Raw genomic sequence first — 21,427 nt, forward strand, 5'->3', positions numbered from 1 at the left:
GAATTTATACCCCCTGTGATTGAGGTTGACGTTTCTTCATACCTGGTGTTTCAGTTGGCCAATATTCTTGCGCAAGTTTTTTCACTTTCACTAAGAATTCATTACGTTTTTGGTCAAGTTCTGACATTGTGTAACCTTGTGAACTTGTTTCGCATCCTTCTACAACTGCGTTGTATAAATCAGTTGTTAATTCTGGCGCAACTAATTTAGTCCAAGGTTTCTTAAGTGCTGGACCGAATTGTTTCAACATGTGACGCATACCTCCATTACCACCAGCTAAGTGGAATGTCATGAATGGACCATATTGTGCATAACGTAAGCCTGCTGCGTGAGTGAAGGCTTTATCTACTTCTTCAGTAGTTGCGATACCTTCATTAACGATGTGTAATGATTCACGCCATAAAGCTTCCATAAGACGGTCCGCAATGTGTCCTTCGATTTCGTTACGGACATGTAAGACGTCCATACCGATACCTTCATAAAGTTCTTCAGCTTTTACAACTGTGTCTTCTGCAGTTTCTTTACCTGGTACAATTTCAACTAATGGTAAGATATAAACAGGATGGAAAGGATGTGCTACAACTAAACGCTCTGGATGTTTTAATCCTTCTTGCAGTTCAGTTGGCATAATACCTGAAGTACTTGAACCGATAATTGCGTCAGGGCGTGCGTAAGTGTCGATTTCTTTTAAGACACTTGCTTTGATTTCTTCAACTTCTGGTACATTTTCTTGAATCAAGTCTGCATCTTTCACAGCTTCATCTAAGTGTGGTGTGAAAGTCAGATTATCTAAAGATGCACCTTCTGCTAATCCCATTTCTTCAGCGTATGGCCAATTTTGTTTGATTTGTGCCATCATTGCTTCTTGTGCGCCTTCACCTGGGTCAGTTGCGATCACTTCGTGACCATGCGCAAGCATGCGAGTGATCCAGCCACTGCCGATAACGCCTGTTCCTACTACTGCAAATTTCATTTTAATTGTCTCCTTTTGGCTGAGTTAAATTGTATTTTTCACGCGCTTCTTGCGGTGTCATAGGTTCCATATCTAAACCTTTTAAGATTTCTACTGCTTTTTCTACTAGTTCTTCGTTTGTCGCTTTAACACCTTTTGATAAATAGATGTTATCTTCTAAGCCGACACGTACGTTGCCGCCGCGTTTCGCAGCTTCTTCTACTGTTGGCAACTGCATTTTACCGATACCGAATGCTGACCAATGAGCATTTTCTGGTAAACGTGTTTTGAAGTATTCAATCGTTTCTGCATCATTGTCTGCACCCCATGGAATACCTAGGCAGAATTGATACATTGGTTCGCCTTCGATTAAACCTTCAGAAACTAATTGGTTCGCAAAACGGATATGACCGCTATCGAAACATTCTAATTCAGGTTTTACACCTGCATCTTTGATTAATTGTGCTTGACGGCGTAACCAATCTGTCGGGCTGATATAAACCATATCTCCGAAGTTGACACTACCGCAGTCTAGTGTACAAATTTCTGGTAATAATTCTCCAACTGGCTCATGACGTTCATCTGGTGTTTGGATATCTGAACCTTCTCCGGCTTGGTAAGGGTTCTGCATATCTGGGATGAAGTCGCCACCGCCGCCTGCAGTAATATTAATCACAATATCTTCATCTGCTTCACGGATTAAACGTACTGCTTCTCTATATAATTCAACATCATGGCTTACGCCACCTGTTTCTGGATCTCTTGCATGAATATGTGCCACTGTTGCGCCTGCACGTGCACATTTAATTGCGGCATCCGCAATCTCTTCAGGTGTTACGGGTACATGTTTATTTTTTTCTGTTGTGTCGCCAGCGCCTGTAATTGCTGCTGTTAACATTACTTTTTTCATGGACTATTTATCCCTCCGAGTTTCAGTTATTTTTTTCAACGGTTGTTAGTGTACCAACTGGACGGTTTTATTTCAACCCCTTTGTTTAAGAAAAATAAAAAAAGAGAGTCTCTTTTTTGTAAGAGCCTCTCATGACAAGGGTTGTACCTCTATTTATTTACTGCTTAATTCTTTTAAGCGACCTAAGACAGCTTCTCGCATGTCTTCGTCGATAGATGTTAAACCGAAAATTTCAGATAGCCATAAGCCATCTACAGCTAAACGATAAATCGTCGCATCCACTGCGTCTAAACCATCTGATTCAATATGGTTTTGCCAATCTTGGTAGGTTTCTTGTAGGGGACCGAGTAAATTACGATCATTACCTTGTGCTGCTAGAATGGCAGAAGTCACAGCTTTGTTTTCTTTACGATGTTCACGTGTTGCCTCAATAAAGGCATGGAGCCATTTACTTTCTTTTTCATTATCAATATAATGATTAACATTTTCTTTATAAAGTTCATTCGCATGGTCCACTAGACCTTGAATTAAGGCTTGTTTGGTATTGAAGTGATAGAGGAGTCCACCTTTACTCACTTCTGCACGTTGTGCCACGGCATCAAGTGTTAAGGCACTGACACCTTGTTCATTCACAATATCGGCTGCTGCTCGTAATAACATCTCTCGCTTTTGATTCTTAGCCATTATTTCACCACTTTCTATATAGCTAGGTAGTTTTAACGCTTCACTATTAATTTTAGCGTAAAACTTCACAGAAACAAGTTTAACCCTGAGTTATTGCTTTAAATAGAGGGTTACACCTATATGGACGCTTATTTTATACCATGATACCTATATGTATAAATAAAAAACCAAGCTCTATATCAGAACTTGGCATCTATTTAAAAGATTAATTGAATGACTGCGATGATTATTAATATACTGATAATCCATTTTTGAACAACACTTGGTAATTTCTTACCAATCATTAAACCAATCGGTGCGAAGATAATACTACCAATGACTAAAGGAATCGCATCTGCGATAGGAATAAAGCCTTGGAAGAGTTTAATCACAAAGGAACCGATAGATGAGATAAATGCGATTACGATACTGTTTGCGACGACGGTATTCATCGGTAATTTAAAGAATACGAGCAAGACTGGAATAATCATGAACGAGCCGCCTGCACCAACAATACCAGAAATGGCCCCGATACCAATGCCGAATAAGATGAGTAACATACGGTTTAAGTGCGGTGTGCCTTCTTGCGGTTTCACTTTAATGAATAATAACACCAACGCAAGAATTGCGACCACGATATAAACAATATTTACTGCAGTCGTACTGAACCATTGTGTAAAGAAAGCACCGACTGTACTCCCAATTAGTGTGCTAGCACCCATGTACAGTACGAATTTTAATGAGAATTCTGGATTGCTTTTCGCTTTAATCGAACCGCTGAGTGTACTGAAGAATACTTGGCTGGATGCGAGTCCTGAAGCGAGATAAGGTGTGTAAGTGTGAAGACCTAAAAGGCTCGGAATGATAAGAATAGCGGGGTAGATAATAATTGCGCCACCTATACCGACCATTCCAGAAATTAAACCGCCAAATACTCCGATAAGGAGCATCGTAATTAAAGTCACGATATCCATTATTTACTTTTCACAAGCAAGTTGATTGCTTCTTCAATTAAGGCTTGTGAATCTTCGTTATTATCTTCTGCTGCTTTAACGCATTCTACTAAATTTTCACTGACAATCACTGCCATTAAGCGTTGTAATGCGCTTTTAGAAGAACTTAATTGTGTAATAACATCCTTACAATCTTTATCTTCTTCCATCATTTTCACGACGCCATTCAATTGTCCTTGTAAACGTTTAATACGATTAATCATTTTTTGATCATAATTCATTCATAATACCCCCATATTAAGACTGAGTAGTTTTATTGTAGTTGGAAAAAGAATTTTTGTCAAATACCCCCTAGGGCATTTGACATTTATCTTGAAAGGTTTTAAGATACCCCTATAGGTATTTTTGAAAGGGAGGCAACACGGGAGTATATGAAAACACAACACATTAATGAATTCAGTAATAAAGATTTTGAACGTTTAGCAAAAGATGGACAATTAATCGATGTCAGAACACCTGAAGAATACGCAGACGGGCACATTAAAGGTGCGGAATTATATCCAGTCGATCAAATAGAACAGTTCGATAAGAAGAAAGATAAAACGTACTATATTTACTGCAGAAGCGGTAAACGCAGTCTAAAAGCTGCAGAGTATCTAGACAAACAAGGTTATGACGTTGTAAATCTAGATGGCGGTTATGTGGCTTATAGTGAAGGTAACGATAATACAGAAGTTAAAGAAAGTACAGAAACGAAAGTAAAAGATAACCGCAAACAATTAAACTACAGTGGCTTACAATGTCCTGGTCCTATCATGAACTTAAGCCAAGAAATGAAACAACTTAAACCAGGTGATCAAGTTGAAGCAACAGTTACTGACCCAGGTTTCTACAGTGACATTCAAAGCTGGGTGAAACAAACAGGTAATACCCTAGTACGTATTAACCAAGATGACGAAAAAGTCACAGCAATTATTCAAAAAGAAGAACCAAAAGCAATGGAAGTTTCACATTCCGCAAACGGTACAACAATCGTATTATTCAGCGGAGAACTTGATAAAGCATTAGCTGCGTTGATTATCGCAAATGGTGCGAAAGCAGCAGGTCGTGACGTTTCAATCTTCTTCACATTCTGGGGATTAAATGCGTTGAAGAAAGAAAATCCAGCGAATGTGAAGAAAAAAGGTATCGCAAAAATGTTCGATATGATGTTGCCGAAAACACCAGTGAAAATGCCGTTATCTAAAATGAATATGTTCGGCTTAGGCAACTTAATGATGCGTTATGTAATGAAAAAGAAAAATGTGGATTCTCTTCCAGCATTGTTAGATAAAGCAATCGAACAAGATATTAAATTGATTGCCTGCACAATGAGTATGGATGTCATGGGCATTGAAAAAGAAGAATTACGTGACGAAGTGTCATACGGCGGTGTAGGAAGCTATATCGGTGACACACAAAACGCAAGCCATAACTTATTTATCTAAAGAGAGACAAAACACAAATAAGTAAAGGAGTTTTAGAATGTTTTTCAAACAATTTTATGATAATAAATTATCACAAGCCTCTTATTTAATCGGTTGTCAACGTACAGGAGAAGCAATGATTATCGATCCAGTACGTGACTTATCTAAATATATTGAAGTCGCAGATGATGAAGGCTTCACAATTACTAAAGCAGCTGAAACACACATTCACGCTGACTTCGCATCAGGTATCCGTGATGCAGCTGAACGCTTAAACGCACAAGTGTATGTCTCAGCTGAAGGCGGAGAACAATTCGGCTACAAAAATATGCCTGAAAACACAACATTTGTGAAAGACCATGATCATATTGATGTAGGTAACATTGATATTGAAGTGTTATTCACACCAGGTCATACACCAGAAAGTATCAGTTTCTTACTCACTGATAAAGGCGGTGGCTCTTCAGTACCGATGGGTCTCTTTACTGGTGACTTCATCTTCGTAGGCGATATCGGTCGTCCAGACCTATTAGAAAAAGCAGCACAAGTTGAAGGCACAACTGAAAAAGGTGCGAAACAAATGTATGATTCTATTCAATCAGTGAGTGAATTACCAGACTATATCCAAATCTGGCCCGGTCATGGTGCAGGCAGTCCTTGTGGTAAATCACTAGGTGCTGTCCCAACATCTACACTCGGTTATGAACGTGTAAACAACTGGGCATTCAATGTGAATGATAAAGAAGCATTCGTGAAACAGCTCACTTCAGAACAACCTGATCCACCACATCATTTCGGTCATATGAAATATATCAACCAAATGGGAACAGACTTATATACACCATATGATGTATATCCAAGTCTAGATTCAGACCGTCTCGCATTCGATGTACGTTCACGCTCAGCGTATCATGGTGGTCATGAATACGGCACAATCAATATTCCATTCGATAAAGGTTTCATTAACCAAATCGGTTGGTATCTTGACTACGACAAAGACATCGATTTAATCGGTGACCGCGACTTAGTACAACAAGCAGCTTACCAACTTCAATTAATCGGTTATGATCGTGTCGCAGGTTATCGATTACCGAAATACGATGTCATGACACCTTCTGTACACAGTGCAGACATGACAGGTAAAGAAGAAAATGTATTAGACGTACGTACAAATGATGAATGGGATGCAGGTCACCTTGACCAAGCGAAACACATCAAACACGGTAAATTACTAGATGCTGATGTTCCATTTGATAAAGATGCGCCAATCTATGTACATTGCCAATCAGGTGTACGTAGTTCAATCGCAGTCGGTATCTTAGAAAATAAAGGCTTCACAAATGTGATTAACGTAAGAGAAGGTTACCAAGCAATTCCTGATTCTCTTAAAAAATAAGTAATCATTAAATAGGTAAAATCTAGTCTAACCGAGCACTCGTTTAAGGGTGTTCGGTTTTTTTAGTTGTTCAAATAAAACAATAAGAACTTGAAATAAAAAAAGTGAGGAAGGTGTAAAGTACAATACCTTTTAATATAATTATTTAAATTTTTGTGCTATGATTTTAGAAGTTATACTTTCACCTACTAAAACATCAAAGTAGAAAACATCAAGAAAGGGGATGGAAGTAATGCAGTTTGAATTAAATCAAAGTATGAAACAGACACAAAAAGAGTGGGGGAATAAGTCGCCGTGGATTGCGATAATAATTGCAGTTGCTGCGCTGATTGTATCAGATTTTCTTTCAACTTTTTTATCATTACCACTTATTATCAATCAAAAGTCACTCCCGGCAGGAGTCGCTCAGTTAATTGATACGCTTACGAATCTAGGCAGCTTTGGGGTATTATTACTAGTATTGTTGTTAGCGAATAAGTTTATTTTGAAAAAATCAACAGAGTCTTTAGGTTTTTATAAGCAAAATTGGATAAAACAGTATGGTTTAGGTGCAGCTATCGGAAGTATCATGCTGATTGTCGTTTATCTATTAAGTTTACTAACAGGTGGCGCGCAAACTGTGTTTAACCCTGACACAAGCGTACTTATTATCTTCGGTTATTTAATAGGCTTTTTAATACAAGGTATGACTGAAGAGGTACTCACAAGATCGCTAATCATGAATGCATTTAGTGCCAAGAAAGGCGTCGTTTACGGTATTATTATTAACTCGATATTCTTTTCATTAATGCACGGAATAAATTCAGGTATTGATATTTTAGCTTTAATCAATTTATTTCTAGCTGGCATATTCTTTTCGTTACTCTTTTATTGGAGTGGTAGTATTTGGGTAGCAGGTGCCGCTCATAGTTTATGGAACTTTGTACAAGGTCCTATTTTAGGAGTTAAAGTTAGTGGAGCCAGTATGCCTAATGCTTTACTTACAACAGATTTATTTGAAAATAGAGCTTTATTAAATGGAGGTAATTTTGGTTTAGAAGGTGGGTTAATAGATACATTAATTAGTATTATCGCTTGTGTAATTTTATGGAAATTATGTCAGCGAAAAGGATTAATCCATTAGGAAGCATACATTTAATAAAATAGGTGATTTATAACAATATATCGAAATATGTTAATTCGAAAAGGAGAGCCAAGCTATATTAAGCAATGGCTCTCCTTTTACGTTTATTCAACTATATTTTAATCATTATAAGAATTACTAGTAGAGGTTAGAAGGTTGGTCCTTTGGTTATTTCGATACGCCAGTCATTTCCTGTGCCAATATGATAGAGTTTAGAAAATGAATTTTGGTTGACCGCAACGCCTATATTAACGAGTGAGTTAATGTAAACTAAAGGTTCACCAATATTGACGTCCGCAAAAGAACGTACGAATTTCATGATGTTTTGATAGACTTTGTTTTCACGGTTATAAATGGTCACAATCAGGTTATCTCCATGGTGTATATCATTCTCTTTAAAGTAAGAAAGTGGAATGTTGGTCCATAGAGAGCCGAAGCGGATATCTAAGACATCAATATAACCGATGAGTGTATCGCCTTCTTGTCTAGAATCATTGATTGGAAGTTGTTTGATTGAGTCTAAATCAATAGACTGGCCTAAATCTTCAAATTCAATTTGACCGGCAGCTAAGCGAGCACCATTATAGGCATAAATATCACGACCATGGAAAGTATGACTTTCTTCAGAATGCGGTAAACGACTTTTGACTTCATCTATCGCAATGACTGATTCAATGCCTTCATAATGCAGTATATGTGTCAGTGAACCGTTATCTGGTGTAATGATATAGTGACCTGTTTTGGTCAAGCAAGCAATACTTCTGCGATCACTGCCTACACCAGGGTCTACGACAGAAACAAAGACTGTGCCTTTTGGCCAGTATTTCACAGTCTGGTAGAGACGATAGGAAGCCACCCAAATATCATAAGGTGGAATGTCATGTGTTAAATCATTGATGAAGATATTGTCACTGACCATACGTGCAACACCTTTCATTGCGCTGACTGCACCGTCTTCTATACCAAAATCTGATTGTAAAATTAAGTTGTTACTCATCTTTATTCTCTCCTCTAATGTGTGATTCTTCAGATGACGGACTTATTATTTAAAAAATCTGAAAACTTTAAACGTATGCCTATATTATGCCCTTTTCATATGAAAGTCAATATCCTTTTAAAATACTAGGTATTCAATATAAAAATACGCTTAGTATTTAAATTTTCTCAGTTTTAAAACTGAGGAGGCGTTTAACTTTAATTGGTAATATTATTTTTAGTAGTACGTATAGGCTCAATAAAAGATCGATGAAAACACTTAAGGTTTTCACCGACTTTTTATTTGAGACTTGATTTATTACTTGTTTTTAACTCGTTTACATATCGCCGATAGATAAATATTTCGTTTCTAAATATGGCTGAATACCTTCAATGCCGCCTTCTCTGCCATAACCACTTTCTTTCATACCGCCGAATGGGGCATGTGCAGCAGAAGGGCCGCCATCGTTCCATCCAATAACACCATAATCTAAATTATTATAGATGTAGAAACCAGTTTTATAATTATTAGTGAAGAAGTAAGCAGCTAAACCGAATTCAGTGTCATTCGCCATTTTGATTGCGTCATCTAAATCAGCATAAGCCATAACAGGCGCTACAGGACCAAATGTTTCTTTATGCATAATTTCCATATCTTGATTCGCATTTGAAATGACGACTGGTTTTAAGAAATTGCCGCCTAGTGATTCAATTTCATCCAATGAACGAGATAATTGTCCGCCTTTAACTTCTGCATCTTTAATTTGATGAACGACTTTATCTACTCCATCTTGGTTGATTAACGGACCGACGTCTACTCCTTTATCTAAACCGTTACCTACTTTTAATTCATGTACTTTTTGTATTAATTTATCTACATACGTATCGACAATATCCTCATGTACATAAATTCGGTTGGCACAAATACATGTTTGACCGGCATTTCTGAATTTAGTTGCGATTGTTTGATCGACAGCATCATCAATATTTGCGTCTTTGTGCACAATTACGGGTGCTAGACCACCGAGTTCCATAGTGACATTCTTAACAGAACTAGCAGCGCCTTCAATCAATTTCTTGCCGACAGGTGTAGAACCTGTAAAGGTAATTTTTTGAATGATTGGACTTTCAGTAAAAATACGTCCAGCATCTTTACCAGATATAATAACGTATTGAATAGCGTCTTTTGGGATGCCTGCTTCATGTGCTAGTTCTACTAAACGAATTGTAGTCAGTGGTGTTTGTACCGCTGGTTTACATACAATCGTACAACCTGCAGCTAAAGCAGGTGCCATTTTACGAGTAATCATTGCTGCAGGGAAGTTCCAAGGTGTAATCGCACCGACAACTCCGACAGGGAAAGATTGAACAATGATCTTTTTTGAAGCAGAATTTGCCGGAATAGTACGTCCATATAGACGTTTTGCTTCTTCTGCATACCAATCAACGTAGGAACGTGCATAATCAACTTCACCTAGAGCTTCTTTTAAAGGTTTGCCGCCTTCTTTTGTAATCAGTTCAGCGAGTTCCTCTTTATGTTCATCAATTAATTTTGACCAAGCCCATAGTTTCTCAGAACGTGTATGGGCATCTACTTCACGCCAAGATAGAAAGGCATCATGTGCTTTTTCTATTTGTTTATTCATTGTAGCTTCATCCGTATACTCAAGTGTTTCAATCACTTCATTCGTTGCTGGGTTCAAAACTTCTAATTTTGTCATTTTCTATCACCTTATTTTTCCTTTTTTGTACATAATATAAAATCGCTGCAATTCCATACCAAACAAAGACAATTAGCCATTCAGAAGGCCATATTAATGAAGATGGCATTCCTGGCAAGTAAATAATGATGAACGATAAACTTAAAATAATTGCGATGACACCTATTGCTTTACCATTCTTGATTTTATAAGGTCGTTTTAAATCTGGTGCTGCTTTTCTTAACTTTAAGAAAGAGAGTGCAACCAATAAATAACCAATTACTACTCCAATACCCCCAGCGTCCACAATCCACACTAAAGCGGGATAAAAATAATAGGGTGATTTACTTAGGAAGATCCCCCAAACATTGCCCCCAAGATTAAGAATCAGTTATATGATTTTACCTAAACTGTTGGAAAACAATAGAATTTGTAATTACTCTTCAGAAAAGCCATCAAATGATTAAAATAGAAGAATTCATATTCCAATATAAATAAAGTAAAGAAGCTATCAACTCGGAAAAGACGATAGCTTCTTCTTTGTTATTAAAAGAATTAGTAGTACCTCGATCTTGCACTAAAACTTTTAAAAGTTATTTTATTTGCGATGTAACATAGGCTTTAAAGTTTTCAGCTTCATCTTGTTTGAAATCAGTTAATTTAAATGTGCCAATTTCAAATGTAAGACTTAATGTGTCTTCTGTGAGTTCAATCGCTTTAATTTCATTGTATGCGATGTTGCGATAATAGAACTCTCCAGCCATATCTACATTTAAAATCAAACGTTCATTTGTGGCGATGTAAGCTGCTTCAAAGATTTTAATTTCACCGTTCATTGGATAACCCATTTTGCCTAATACTGAAGCTTGTTGTGACTCGGTTGGAAATAGGTCATTTGGGTTTACTTTATCTAATATCATAAATAAGCTACCTCTTCTTTATATATTGCCTAGGAAATAATCGGCTTAGTCTTCAGCATTTAAATCAATACTGTTAATGTCGATACCCATTGCTTTTGCGACACCTTTACCATACTCAGGATCTGCTTTATAGCAATGACGAATATGACGTTCTTTTACTTCTAATGTTACGCCTTCCATTTCATTTGCTGTGTTTTGGAAGATGCGTTCTTGTTGTTCAGGTGTTTGTAGTCTGAACAATTTACCTGGTTGTTCGAAGTAGTTATCGTCATCTTCACGGTAGTCGTATTCATAAGCTGGACCATCAACGACATCCATTGGTGGACGTTTGTAACCTGGTTGGCTTTCCATTGCGCCTGTGCTGTTAGGGTAGTAATGTGTTTTACCGCCTTGGTTGCCATCTAAGAAGCGACCTTGACCATCACGTGCGAATGGACATAAGTTTTCAACGCCTACACCTTTAGGTTGGTTGACTGGGATTTGCCAGTGGTTAACACCTAAACGGTAACGTTGAGCATCTCCATAAGAGAATAAGCGACCTTGCAACATTTTGTCTGGTGAGAAGTCGATACCAGGCACAATGTTAGTTGGTGCGAATGCTGCTTGTTCAACATCCATGAAGTAGTTGTCAGGGTTGCGGTTTAATTCGAACTCACCGACTTCAATTAATGGATATTCATCTTTAAACCAAACTTTAGTTAGGTCGAATGGATTGTCTTTGTGGTTACGTGCTTGTTCTTCTGTCATGACTTGAATGTACATTTTCCATTTAGGGAAGTTGCCTTCTTCGATAGCTTCGAATAAGTCACGTTGAGATGATTCACGATCTTTCGCAATCACTTGTTCTGCTTCTTCTGGTGAGAAGTTTTCAATACCTTGTTGTGTACGGAAGTGGAATTTCACCCATACACGTTCGTTATCTTTATTTAATAAAGAATACGTATGTGAGCCGAAACCGTGCATGTGTCTATAGCCACGAGGAATACCACGGTCAGACATTAAGATTGTTACTTGATGTAATGCTTCAGGTAATGAAGTCCAGAAATCCCAGTTGTTTTGTGCACTGCGCATATTTGTACGTGGGTCACGTTTAACTGCGTGGTTTAAACTTGGGAATAATTTAGGGTCTCTGAAGAAGAATACAGGTGTATTGTTACCTACAAGGTCCCAGTTACCTTCATCTGTATAGAATTTTAATGCGAAGCCACGGATGTCACGTTCAGCATCAGCTGCACCGCGTTCACCAGCTACTGTAGAGAAACGTGCAAACATAGGTGTTTGTTTGCCGACTTCTGCGAAGATGCTTGCATCTGTGTATTGTGTAATATCATTAGTTACTGTAAATGTCCCGAATGCACCTGAACCTTTAGCGTGCATACGTCGTTCAGGGATAACTTCACGATCGAAGTGTGCTAATAATTCTAAGAAATATACGTCTTGCATTAGTAATGGGCCACGTGGACCAGCTGTTGCTGAGTTTTCACGATCTCCTACGGGATGGCCGAAAAGACCTGTTAATTTTGATTTGTCTTTACTCATATTCAACTCTCCTTATTTAGAATGATTCTAATCTATCTATATTGATTGTAGCATGACGCATTAAAAAACTGATAAAGAATAGCACTCGTTCTTTGAAAAAATTAATAACTGTTCTTGAAGAATTTGTGAACTCTTTATAAAAGTCGTTTCAATGAATTAAAACGGAGTGCAATATAAATGTAAGCATTAAATCAAGGAGGGTTTTAAAATGACTTATAATTTTGAAGACCAAGGTAACAAACCAGTAGTAGATAATATCGAAGGTATGACATTGGAAAATGAAAACTACCGTACTACCATTTGGACTGGTTCAAATATTCAAGTTACATTAATGACAATTCAACCAGGAGATGACATCGGTTTAGAAATCCACCATGGTATTGAACAATTCCTACGTGTTGAACAAGGTAAAGGTTTATGCCAAATGGGTCCTACAGAAGACAATTTGAATTTCGAAAAAGAAGTCAACCCTGACGATGCGATTATCGTTCCTGCAGATACATGGCATAACGTCACAAACAAAGGTGACGAACCATTAAAACTTTACTCAATCTACGGTGGTCCAGACCATAAATTCGGTACTGTACACAAAACACACCAAGATGCAGAAAATGATCCGAACGAACATTAATAACACACATCATCATATATAAGGAAAACGACATTTCTTGAAAGAGGAGTGTCGTTTTTTAAATTGAAAGAAAGAGTAATATATACTCAATATAAAAAGGCAGGAAGACTGTGCTCCCTACCTTAACTGGATATACCTATTATTTTATTATGCTTGGTCACCATTTAATCTTACTAAGATTTTAGCTTGTGATTTATCGCTGACTAATTTTTCAAATCCAGATTCAACGATATCTTCTAATTCGATTTCATCTGTAACGACTGGTTTAACATTTAAGTTGCCTTCGCTGATTAAATCGATCGTTTGTTGGAAAGTAGTTGGTGTGTAAGCAATTGTTGATGTTAATTTCACACCTGTGTTTGTTAATTGCATTGGATCAAATTGTACTGGATGACTGAAAATAGATACGATAACGACTGTACCACGTGGGCGTGTCATAGAAATAGATTGTGCTAATGTAGCAGCTACACCAGCAACTTCAAATGTGACATCTACACCATTTTCAGTGTGTTCGCGAACGAATTCTACCGGATTTACTTCACCAGAGTTTACTGCGTAAGTAGCACCGACTTCTTTAGCTTTTGCTAAGCGTTCGTCAGATAAGTCGAATACAAAGATTTTACTTGCGCCAGCAGCTTTTGCCGCGATGACATTTAATAAACCAATTGGTCCTGCACCGATAACTGCTACTGTATCACCAAATAACAATTCGCCTTCTTTAACGGCTTGTACAGCTACTGCAGTAGGTTCTACTAAAGCACCTTCTTTAGCTGATACATTATCAGGTAAACGGTATACATTACCTTCAGGTGCATTAGTGTAGTATGCGAAACCACCATCTGCACCTAAACCGATAAATGAATAGCCATCATATAAATCGATGTTTTCTTCTTTTTCGTGTTTAGAAACAGTAGGGTTAACTACTACACGATCACCTTTTTTATATTCAGTAACTTCACTACCTACTTCTTCGACTATACCTGAAAATTCATGACCCAAAGTAACAGGTGCTTTTTGACCTAATAACGGATCTGGCTCATCGACAGCGATAAATACAGGTCCTTCTAAATATTCATGTAAATCTGTTCCGCAGATACCTGTCCAAGATACTTTAACGCGTACCTCATCGTCTTTTAATGGTCTGATTTCACGTTCCTCAACACGTACATCTTTTTGTCCGTACCATACAGCTGCTTTCATAAAATAAAACGCTCCCTTTCTATAATTCCAATGGGTTAATTGATTGGAATTGTTGTGAATATCTTGATGCTGGGTAACTTGTCTAAAGCCTTGTGACGCTTGGATGAAATGGTTTTCTTTAATATAATTATATCGCTAATTTATGCGTGGAACAATGTTTTTTGAGTAGATTGATATTAAGTTGAAATAGTGCGTGAAAGCGTAGCGTTTAATACAATTTAAGATAAAAAGTTGAATTGAATATTTAATGATATAGCAGTGTATGTTTTTATCAACTATAATAAAGATAACAATAAACGTGAGGGGAAAAGCGTTATGAAGTACTGTACAAACTGTGGGAAACCTTTAGCACCAGATGAACACTATTGCACAAATTGCGGTAAAGAAAACAGAGATTATCATGAATTTTCACGTTCTGAAATTCTACACGAGCGTACATCAGTTTCACCTTGGAAAGTCATCGGTTGGAGTCTGTTAGGCTTAGTTATCTTAGCTTTAATCATAGGCGGCGCTTATCTTGCTTTTTATTTCTATAGCGGAGGTTCAGGAAACCATCAACAAAGCGCAAATAATCATGAACAAGCTACGCAACATAACTTGCCAGACACAGATAAAATCTCAGTCAATGTGAATTCAACGGAGTTTAGTCAAAACTTTATGAAATCATCGAATACACATGGCTATAAAGGCTTTGAAATTGGTCAATCTAAATCAGATGTACAAAGTACATTCGGTAAACCAGAAGGTACAAAAGAAGTTCGTGGAAACAAAGTTGAATTATATGGCGATATGGGTGTCAGCTATGATAATGACAATAAAATTGATCACGTCTTTGTGATTCCATCTCATATGTCTGAAACTGAGTTTACAAGTTTTCATAACGCACCTGATATAGACCATGGAAGTATATGGTATTACGATACGCTGAAAGATAATGGATTCAGTATTAAGGTATATACAAAAGACAATATGATTGAAGCCATTGAAAATATTCCACAGATTTAATTTAAAACGACATTTCTTAAAAAGGAGTGTCGTTTTTTAATTTGAATTTCGAGAATGAAAGAGAGTTTGATAGTATAAAGATAAATCTATCGTTATGTATTGAGGAGTTGCTGAAATGAAACAGAAAGTATTAAACCTCATGGGGACACGTATTACCCTACAAATTGAACATCCTAAAGCGGAAGTACTATTAAACCATGCTGAAGAGATGTTGAAAGACTATGAAAAACGCTTTAGCGCAAATGATGATAAATCAGATTTAATGCATGTAAATCAAAATGCAGGCATTAAACCTGTACAAGTAGATGAAGATTTATTTGAATTGATTGCACAAGCACATGCGGTCAGTCTGTCTTCTGATTCTAAGTTCAATCTGACGATTGGACCATTAGTTAAATTATGGAAAATCGGTTTTAAAGACGCTCAATTACCAAATGAATCTGACATTCAAGAGCGTTTACAAAAAATCCAACCAGAAAATGTAGTATTAGATCATGAAGCATATACAGTTTATTTAAAAGTGCCAGGGATGGAAATTGATTTAGGTGCCATTGCGAAAGGTTACTTTGCGGATCGATTAAAAGATTACTTTGTCTCACAAGGTGTACAAACAGGCATTATTGATTTAGGTGGTAATGTCTTAACGATTGGTCATCCTATAAATAAAGATAAGTGGACAGTAGGGATTCAACAACCTGATTCTGAACGTGGAGGATTAGTAGGTGTAGTAGAAATCGCAGGTCAATCTGTAGTGACTTCTGGTATTTATGAACGTTATTTCTATAAAGGTGACAAACTGTATCATCATATTTTAGATTCAAAAACAGGTTATCCAGTAGAAGGGGACATTGCTAGTATAACGATTGTTTCTGATCAATCTATTGATGGAGAGATTTGGACAACTGTATGTTTTGCGATGTCGATTAATCAAGCGATTGCGGTGTTGAATGAAATTCCTGGTATTGAAGCGGTGATTATCAGTAAAGATGGTGAAGTCTTCACAACACAACGCATGACGCATCTTACATTAATTTAATATAATCACATGGTGATTCGATGCTTAAATCACCATGTGAATTGATAAAGATACTAAAATAAGTGATTGTAAAAATAATTTAAATTTATCTTGTTAACTATTTCACAAACTTTCTTTCTATGTTATACTTTCAGTGAATCAAAGGTAAATATAAAAAATGAATCACTTGATACGCGTTAACTTCTCATATGCTAAGTATGAGAAAAAATTTTGCGGTATCATGTGAAAATATTCACAAAGGAGAAGAGGGTATGACAAAGTCATTATTTGAAAAGGTTAAATTAGCTTCAGGAGCTGAATTAGATAATAGGATTACAATGGCACCTATGACCATCCAATCAGCTTACTTTGATGGATCAGTAACGGCAGAGATGATTGATTACTATAAACACCGCTCTGGTAAAGTGGGTGCGATTATTGTAGAAAGTTGTTTCGTAATGGACAACGGCCGTGGCTTCCCAGGTGCTATCGGCATAGATACAGATGAAAAGATTCCAGGTTTAAAACGTTTAGCAGATGCGATTCACGAAAATGGATCTAAAGCAATTTTACAGTTATATCACGCAGGGAGAATGGCTGATCCTAAATTAAACGGGGGTGCGACTCCAATTTCAGCGAGTCCGGTTGCGGCACTTCGTCCAAATGCGGCAGTACCTCGTGAAATGATAGCGTTACAAGTTGAAGATATGATTCACCAATTCGGTGAAGCAACAAGAAGAGCAATTGAAGCGGGTTATGATGGTGTTGAAATTCATGGTGCGAACACATATCTCTTACAACAATTCTTCTCACCTCACAGTAACCGTAGAACAGATGAGTGGGGAGGAAGCAGACAAAAACGTACGAATTTCCCAATGGCTGTCTTGAAAGAAGTACAAAAAGCAGCAAAAGATAATGGTGCTGAAAACTTCATTATCGGTTACCGTTTCTCACCAGAAGAATTAGAAGAACCAGGTATCCGTTTTGACGATACAATGTATCTTTTAAATACTTTAGCAGAAGCACATCCAGATTACTTCCATATTTCTGCGAACAGCTATAAACGTACATCTATTGTAGATACAGCGGATAAAGAACCATTAATTTCAAAATATTTAAAACTTCAAAGCGATACATTAGCTGACATTCCAATTATGGGTGTTGGTAGTATCGGTCAACGTGAAGATGCTGAAGAAGCATTAGAACTTGGATACGATTTAGTCAGCGTAGGTAAAGCTTATTTAGTTGAGCCACATTGGGCTGAAAAGATTGAAAAGAATGAAAAAGTTGAAGATTTCGTAGATATTCATGATCAACGTTTATTACACATTCCATCTCCGTTATGGAAAGTAATGGACTTCATGATTGTCGATAAAGAAGAAGAACAACGTAAATATGAACGCTTAAAAGCGTTACAAAATAAAAAGGTTAAATATAACCCAGGTACGTATGAAGTCTTCGCACAAGGACACAATGCGAACTTACCAATGAAAGTTGTGTTCTCTGAAGATGAAATCGTGTCTATTGAAGTAGATGACAGTAATGAATCAGAAGGTATCGCAAACCCAGCGTTTGAACGTTTACCAAATGAAATCATTAATGGTCAAACATTGAACGTAGATGTGATTTCTGGTGCGACAGTGACGTGTGAAGCGGTTATTGAAGGTGTGGCAGAAGCGATTAAACAAGCAGGCGAAAATCCAGACATCTTACGTGCGCGTCCAAAACCAGTTGTAGAATGGTCAGACGAAACTATCGAAGAAACAACAGATGTTGTAGTCATCGGTACAGGTGGTGCTGGTTTAAGTGCAGCAGCTTCAGTCTTAGAACAAGGCAAAGAAGTGATTATGCTTGAGAAATTCGCAGCTATTGGCGGTAACACAATCCGTACAGGTGGCCAAGTGAACGCGCCTGAACCTTCATGGCAAAATACATTCCCATCATTACATGGTGAACAAGAAACACTAGAAGCGTTAATGAACCATGATGAAAATGACATTGAAGAAGAATACCTTGAAGACTTCCGTACATTGAAACAACAAATCAAAGAATATTTAGAAACACAAAAAGAAGGACAAGATTACTTGTTCGACTCTATTGAATTACACCGTATCCAAACGTACCTTGGCGGACGTCGTGCGGATAGAAACGGTAAAGTCATCACAGGCCAATATGACTTAGTTAAGACATTAACAGACAATGTCTTAGAATCAGTGAAATGGTTAACTGAAAAAGGCGTACACTTCGATAGAACAATTGTAGATATGCCTGTAGGTGCTTTATGGAGACGTGGACATAAACCAATGAAAGCTCAAGGTTTAGAGTTCATTGAATCACTAAGTGACTATGTTCGTAAGGACCATGGTCAAATCATGACTGAAACAACAGCGGATCGTCTGATTAAAGAAGACGGTAAAATTGTCGGTGTAGAAGCAACGAAACATAATGGTGCGAAAGTTAGAATCCATACACGTTATGGTGTGGTTATCGCCGCAGGCGGATTCGGTGCGAATACACAAATGATTCAACAATATAACACATATTGGGATAACATTCCTGATGATATTAAAACAACAAACTCACCAGCAATCACAGGTGACGGTATTAAATTAGGTGTTCAAGTAGGTGCTGACTTAGTCGGCATGGGCTTCTCACAAATGATGCCGATTTCTGACCCTAAAACAGGTGCATTATTCACAGGCTTAATTGTGACACCATCTAACTTCGTCTTCGTCAACAAAGACGGTGACCGTTTCGTCAACGAATTTGAAAGCCGTGACGTCTTATCTAAAGCAGCATTAGACCAAAAAGATGGCTTGTTCTACATCATTGCTGATGAAAACATTAAAGAACTTGCGATGAACACATCTCAAGAAAAAATTGATAAAGAAATTGAAGAAAAAGTGCTTTATAAAGCAGATACGCTTGAAGATTTAGCAAGACAATTAAATATGGACCCAGACCACTTTGTGAAAACAATTGAACGTTATAACGACTTCGTGGATAAAGGTCATGATGATGACTTCAGTAAGAACGCATTCGATCTTAAGATTGAACGTGCACCATTCTACGCTACACCACGTAAACCAGCAGTTCACCATACAATGGGCGGTCTGAAAATCGATACAACTGCACAAGTCATTGATATCGATAACAACCCAATCAAAGGTTTATACGCAGCAGGTGAAGTTGCGGGCGGTATCCACGCGGGTAACCGTTTAGGTGGTAACGCACTTGCGGACATCTTCACTTACGGTCGTATCGCAGGTCAAAGCATTATTAAAAATCACTAAATGAGGAGGAACAAGTAATGGCACAAAATAAGAAACAACATCAAGCATTTAAACCAGGTACACAGCTCATCGTTGCGATTATCTTATCCATCCTCACGTATTGGTTATTCGCGCAATCCTTCTTGAACATTGCACCGCATGTTCAAAAAGATTACAACATTGATATGACTGTCGTGAATATTGCAGTCAGTTTAACTTCACTGTTCACAGGTATCTTCATTGTTGTAGCAGGTGGCTTAGCGGATAAGCTAGGTCGTGTGAAAATGACACGTGTCGGAATTATCTTGAGTATTGTCGGATCTATTTCCGTCATTATCTCAAGTATTCCTGCACTGTTGATTATCGGCCGTGTCTTACAAGGTTTATCAGCCGCATGTTTAATGCCGGCAACGATTGCGATTATTAATCAGTTCTATCATGACGAAGAACGTCAAAAAGCGTTAAGTTTCTGGTCATTCGGATCATATGGCGGAACAGGTATCGCGTCATTCTTCGCAGGACTTGTCGCAACATTCTTTGGATGGAAATGGATTTTCGTATTATCAATTATCCTATCATTCGTCGCGCTCTACTTATTTAGAGGAGTTCCAGAATCAAAAGAGCCTGGCGCTAAAAATATGAAGTTCGACGTTGTAGGGATTGCTATCTTCTTAATTATGATGTTAAGTATCAACGTAGTTACAACACAAGGAACAAGATTAGGTTGGTTGAACCCGATTACTTTAACACTCGATGCGATTTTCGTTATTTCAGTCTTTGTCTTCTACTTCTATGAAAGACAAAAACATCAACCGTTTATCGACTTCAGTGTATTCTCTAATAAAACGTATATCGGTACAGTATCAGCGAACTTCTTGTTAAACACAGTTATCGGATCACTCGCATTATTTAATATCTATGCACAAGCAGGATTAGGTTTCTCAGGATTAAAAGCAGGTTTCGTCACAATCACTTACTTAATCGGAAGCTTATCTATGATTCGTATTGGTGAACGTTACTTACAACGTAAAGGACCAAGATTCCCAATGCTTGCAGGACCGATTTCTATCGCAGTAGGTATACTGCTTATCTCAACAGTATTCTTACCAGACGTAGTTTATATCATCGTTTCAGTCATCGGATTCTTATTCATTGGACTCGGACTTGGTTTCTTCGCGACACCAGTTCTTGATACAGCATTAACGAGTGTTCCAGCTGAAAAAGTAGGGGTTGCCTCAGGTATCATTAAAATGTCATCAACACTCGGTGCCGCATTCGGTATCGCAATCCTGACGACAGTCTACTCATCACTCGCACCAAATCATACACCAGAATTCTCAGCAGGTATTGCCTTCGTTGTAGGTGCAGCCGTAATGCTTAGCGCATTCGTCGCATCCTTTGTGACAATACCGAAAGGAAAAATGGAGAAACAATAAAATAATATGACACAAGAACTGCTAATCTATACAGGTTAGTGGTTCTTTTTTAATGCGAATAACTCAATTTTATACGGCCGTCATACTCACTTCAGACAAGCGTGAGACTGCCTTGTGCACCAATCAATAAGTGTTTGATAACACACACAAAATCATGGCTTAACAAAATCTTAAAAAAGATTGTTTAATGGACATCTCTTGTCCTCATTATTTGCCATAATTAAATGAATTGAACGAAATTTATTTATACTTTAATAATACTTAAAGACAG

At 37.5% G+C, this 21,427-nt stretch carries 19 protein-coding genes; 8 read left to right on the forward strand and 11 right to left on the reverse strand.

The window, feature by feature from the left end:
* Nucleotides 1–4: 4 nt before the first annotated feature.
* From HMPREF2846_RS02585 to cstR, 5 genes are all read right to left on the reverse strand, one after another.
* The gene (locus HMPREF2846_RS02585) at nucleotides 5–973 is read right to left on the reverse strand and encodes a 3-hydroxyacyl-CoA dehydrogenase NAD-binding domain-containing protein (protein WP_002480199.1); all 969 of its coding nucleotides are present in this window, start codon (nucleotides 971–973) and stop codon (nucleotides 5–7) included.
* 1 nt (nucleotide 974) lies between these two features.
* Nucleotides 975–1,862 carry a beta-keto acid cleavage family enzyme gene (locus tag HMPREF2846_RS02590; RefSeq protein ID WP_023014809.1) on the reverse strand — a complete coding sequence of 296 codons (888 nt, stop codon included), beginning with the start codon at nucleotides 1,860–1,862 and terminating at the stop codon, nucleotides 975–977.
* Between the two features lie 153 nt (nucleotides 1,863–2,015).
* Nucleotides 2,016–2,546 carry a TetR/AcrR family transcriptional regulator gene (locus HMPREF2846_RS02595; RefSeq protein WP_070625550.1) on the reverse strand — a complete coding sequence of 177 codons (531 nt, stop codon included), beginning with the start codon at nucleotides 2,544–2,546 and terminating at the stop codon, nucleotides 2,016–2,018.
* 197 nt (nucleotides 2,547–2,743) lie between these two features.
* Nucleotides 2,744–3,499 (reverse strand): sulfite exporter TauE/SafE family protein, encoded by a 756-nt coding sequence (locus HMPREF2846_RS02600; RefSeq protein ID WP_070625552.1) that lies wholly within the window; start codon nucleotides 3,497–3,499, stop codon nucleotides 2,744–2,746.
* A complete protein-coding gene (gene cstR / locus HMPREF2846_RS02605) occupies nucleotides 3,499–3,759 on the reverse strand; it encodes a persulfide-sensing transcriptional repressor CstR (RefSeq protein WP_002480195.1) in 261 nt (86 codons plus the stop codon). The genes HMPREF2846_RS02600 and cstR overlap by 1 nt, the downstream gene beginning before the upstream one ends.
* A gap of 150 nt (nucleotides 3,760–3,909) precedes the next feature.
* Here cstR and HMPREF2846_RS02610 point away from each other — a divergent pair, with 150 nt between their 5' ends.
* From HMPREF2846_RS02610 to HMPREF2846_RS02620, 3 genes are all read left to right on the forward strand, one after another.
* Entirely contained in the window at nucleotides 3,910–4,965 is a 1,056-nt protein-coding gene (locus HMPREF2846_RS02610) for a DsrE/DsrF/DrsH-like family protein (protein WP_070625555.1), read from the forward strand.
* A 37-nt stretch (nucleotides 4,966–5,002) separates the two neighbouring features.
* Entirely contained in the window at nucleotides 5,003–6,340 is a 1,338-nt protein-coding gene (gene cstB, locus HMPREF2846_RS02615) for a persulfide dioxygenase-sulfurtransferase CstB (protein ID WP_070625557.1), read from the forward strand.
* A 232-nt stretch (nucleotides 6,341–6,572) separates the two neighbouring features.
* The gene (locus HMPREF2846_RS02620) at nucleotides 6,573–7,463 is read left to right on the forward strand and encodes a CPBP family intramembrane glutamic endopeptidase (RefSeq protein ID WP_070625559.1); all 891 of its coding nucleotides are present in this window, start codon (nucleotides 6,573–6,575) and stop codon (nucleotides 7,461–7,463) included.
* Between the two features lie 148 nt (nucleotides 7,464–7,611).
* Here HMPREF2846_RS02620 and HMPREF2846_RS02625 read toward each other — a convergent pair whose 3' ends face one another.
* The 5 genes from HMPREF2846_RS02625 to HMPREF2846_RS02645 form a co-directional block, all read right to left on the reverse strand.
* The gene (locus tag HMPREF2846_RS02625) at nucleotides 7,612–8,460 is read right to left on the reverse strand and encodes an SAM hydrolase/SAM-dependent halogenase family protein (protein ID WP_070625561.1); all 849 of its coding nucleotides are present in this window, start codon (nucleotides 8,458–8,460) and stop codon (nucleotides 7,612–7,614) included.
* Between the two features lie 316 nt (nucleotides 8,461–8,776).
* Nucleotides 8,777–10,159 (reverse strand): NAD-dependent succinate-semialdehyde dehydrogenase, encoded by a 1,383-nt coding sequence (locus HMPREF2846_RS02630; RefSeq protein ID WP_070625563.1) that lies wholly within the window; start codon nucleotides 10,157–10,159, stop codon nucleotides 8,777–8,779.
* Complete coding sequence (locus HMPREF2846_RS02635; protein ID WP_371099729.1) at nucleotides 10,122–10,445, reverse strand: APC family permease; 324 nt, start codon at nucleotides 10,443–10,445, stop codon at nucleotides 10,122–10,124. The genes HMPREF2846_RS02630 and HMPREF2846_RS02635 overlap by 38 nt, the downstream gene beginning before the upstream one ends.
* Nucleotides 10,446–10,731: 286 nt before the next feature.
* Nucleotides 10,732–11,058, reverse strand: a complete 327-nt coding sequence (locus HMPREF2846_RS02640; RefSeq protein WP_061055051.1) for a hypothetical protein — start codon at nucleotides 11,056–11,058, stop codon at nucleotides 10,732–10,734.
* 45 nt (nucleotides 11,059–11,103) lie between these two features.
* Nucleotides 11,104–12,597, reverse strand: a complete 1,494-nt coding sequence (locus tag HMPREF2846_RS02645) for a catalase (RefSeq protein WP_002480188.1) — start codon at nucleotides 12,595–12,597, stop codon at nucleotides 11,104–11,106.
* A gap of 208 nt (nucleotides 12,598–12,805) precedes the next feature.
* On the opposite strand from HMPREF2846_RS02645, the gene HMPREF2846_RS02650 reads away from it, so the two are divergent.
* Nucleotides 12,806–13,228, forward strand: coding sequence for a cupin domain-containing protein (locus tag HMPREF2846_RS02650; RefSeq protein WP_002480187.1), 423 nt, complete (start codon nucleotides 12,806–12,808; stop codon nucleotides 13,226–13,228).
* Nucleotides 13,229–13,375: 147 nt separating this feature from the next.
* On the opposite strand, the gene HMPREF2846_RS02655 is transcribed toward HMPREF2846_RS02650, so the two are convergent.
* The gene (locus tag HMPREF2846_RS02655; RefSeq protein WP_070468887.1) at nucleotides 13,376–14,428 is read right to left on the reverse strand and encodes a 2,3-butanediol dehydrogenase; all 1,053 of its coding nucleotides are present in this window, start codon (nucleotides 14,426–14,428) and stop codon (nucleotides 13,376–13,378) included.
* Between the two features lie 315 nt (nucleotides 14,429–14,743).
* Here HMPREF2846_RS02655 and HMPREF2846_RS02660 point away from each other — a divergent pair, with 315 nt between their 5' ends.
* From HMPREF2846_RS02660 to HMPREF2846_RS02675, 4 genes are all read left to right on the forward strand, one after another.
* Nucleotides 14,744–15,433 carry a zinc-ribbon domain-containing protein gene (locus HMPREF2846_RS02660; RefSeq protein WP_070625567.1) on the forward strand — a complete coding sequence of 230 codons (690 nt, stop codon included), beginning with the start codon at nucleotides 14,744–14,746 and terminating at the stop codon, nucleotides 15,431–15,433.
* 115 nt (nucleotides 15,434–15,548) lie between these two features.
* The gene (locus tag HMPREF2846_RS02665) at nucleotides 15,549–16,469 is read left to right on the forward strand and encodes an FAD:protein FMN transferase (protein WP_070625570.1); all 921 of its coding nucleotides are present in this window, start codon (nucleotides 15,549–15,551) and stop codon (nucleotides 16,467–16,469) included.
* A gap of 251 nt (nucleotides 16,470–16,720) precedes the next feature.
* Nucleotides 16,721–19,741, forward strand: a complete 3,021-nt coding sequence (locus tag HMPREF2846_RS02670; protein WP_070625572.1) for an NADH-dependent flavin oxidoreductase — start codon at nucleotides 16,721–16,723, stop codon at nucleotides 19,739–19,741.
* Nucleotides 19,742–19,758: 17 nt separating this feature from the next.
* Nucleotides 19,759–21,156 carry an MFS transporter gene (locus tag HMPREF2846_RS02675; RefSeq protein ID WP_060804743.1) on the forward strand — a complete coding sequence of 466 codons (1,398 nt, stop codon included), beginning with the start codon at nucleotides 19,759–19,761 and terminating at the stop codon, nucleotides 21,154–21,156.
* Nucleotides 21,157–21,427 lie beyond the last annotated feature (271 nt).

Source organism: Staphylococcus sp. HMSC056G08 (genome assembly GCF_001812305.1).
Lineage (GTDB): Bacteria > Bacillota > Bacilli > Staphylococcales > Staphylococcaceae > Staphylococcus > Staphylococcus simulans.

What these genes read in the sequence shown, in the direction of transcription:
- HMPREF2846_RS02585 (WP_002480199.1), bottom strand. Translation starts at nt 973, where the DNA reads ATGAAATTTGCAGTAGTAGGAACAGGCGTTATCGGCAGTGGCTGGATC.
- HMPREF2846_RS02590 (WP_023014809.1), bottom strand. Translation starts at nt 1,862, where the DNA reads ATGAAAAAAGTAATGTTAACAGCAGCAATTACAGGCGCTGGCGACACA.
- HMPREF2846_RS02595 (WP_070625550.1), bottom strand. Translation starts at nt 2,546, where the DNA reads ATGGCTAAGAATCAAAAGCGAGAGATGTTATTACGAGCAGCAGCCGAT.
- HMPREF2846_RS02600 (WP_070625552.1), bottom strand. Translation starts at nt 3,499, where the DNA reads ATGGATATCGTGACTTTAATTACGATGCTCCTTATCGGAGTATTTGGC.
- cstR (WP_002480195.1), bottom strand. Translation starts at nt 3,759, where the DNA reads ATGAATTATGATCAAAAAATGATTAATCGTATTAAACGTTTACAAGGA.
- HMPREF2846_RS02610 (WP_070625555.1), top strand. Translation starts at nt 3,910, where the DNA reads ATGAAAACACAACACATTAATGAATTCAGTAATAAAGATTTTGAACGT.
- cstB (WP_070625557.1), top strand. Translation starts at nt 5,003, where the DNA reads ATGTTTTTCAAACAATTTTATGATAATAAATTATCACAAGCCTCTTAT.
- HMPREF2846_RS02620 (WP_070625559.1), top strand. Translation starts at nt 6,573, where the DNA reads ATGCAGTTTGAATTAAATCAAAGTATGAAACAGACACAAAAAGAGTGG.
- HMPREF2846_RS02625 (WP_070625561.1), bottom strand. Translation starts at nt 8,460, where the DNA reads ATGAGTAACAACTTAATTTTACAATCAGATTTTGGTATAGAAGACGGT.
- HMPREF2846_RS02630 (WP_070625563.1), bottom strand. Translation starts at nt 10,159, where the DNA reads ATGACAAAATTAGAAGTTTTGAACCCAGCAACGAATGAAGTGATTGAA.
- HMPREF2846_RS02640 (WP_061055051.1), bottom strand. Translation starts at nt 11,058, where the DNA reads ATGATATTAGATAAAGTAAACCCAAATGACCTATTTCCAACCGAGTCA.
- HMPREF2846_RS02645 (WP_002480188.1), bottom strand. Translation starts at nt 12,597, where the DNA reads ATGAGTAAAGACAAATCAAAATTAACAGGTCTTTTCGGCCATCCCGTA.
- HMPREF2846_RS02650 (WP_002480187.1), top strand. Translation starts at nt 12,806, where the DNA reads ATGACTTATAATTTTGAAGACCAAGGTAACAAACCAGTAGTAGATAAT.
- HMPREF2846_RS02655 (WP_070468887.1), bottom strand. Translation starts at nt 14,428, where the DNA reads ATGAAAGCAGCTGTATGGTACGGACAAAAAGATGTACGTGTTGAGGAA.
- HMPREF2846_RS02660 (WP_070625567.1), top strand. Translation starts at nt 14,744, where the DNA reads ATGAAGTACTGTACAAACTGTGGGAAACCTTTAGCACCAGATGAACAC.
- HMPREF2846_RS02665 (WP_070625570.1), top strand. Translation starts at nt 15,549, where the DNA reads ATGAAACAGAAAGTATTAAACCTCATGGGGACACGTATTACCCTACAA.
- HMPREF2846_RS02670 (WP_070625572.1), top strand. Translation starts at nt 16,721, where the DNA reads ATGACAAAGTCATTATTTGAAAAGGTTAAATTAGCTTCAGGAGCTGAA.
- HMPREF2846_RS02675 (WP_060804743.1), top strand. Translation starts at nt 19,759, where the DNA reads ATGGCACAAAATAAGAAACAACATCAAGCATTTAAACCAGGTACACAG.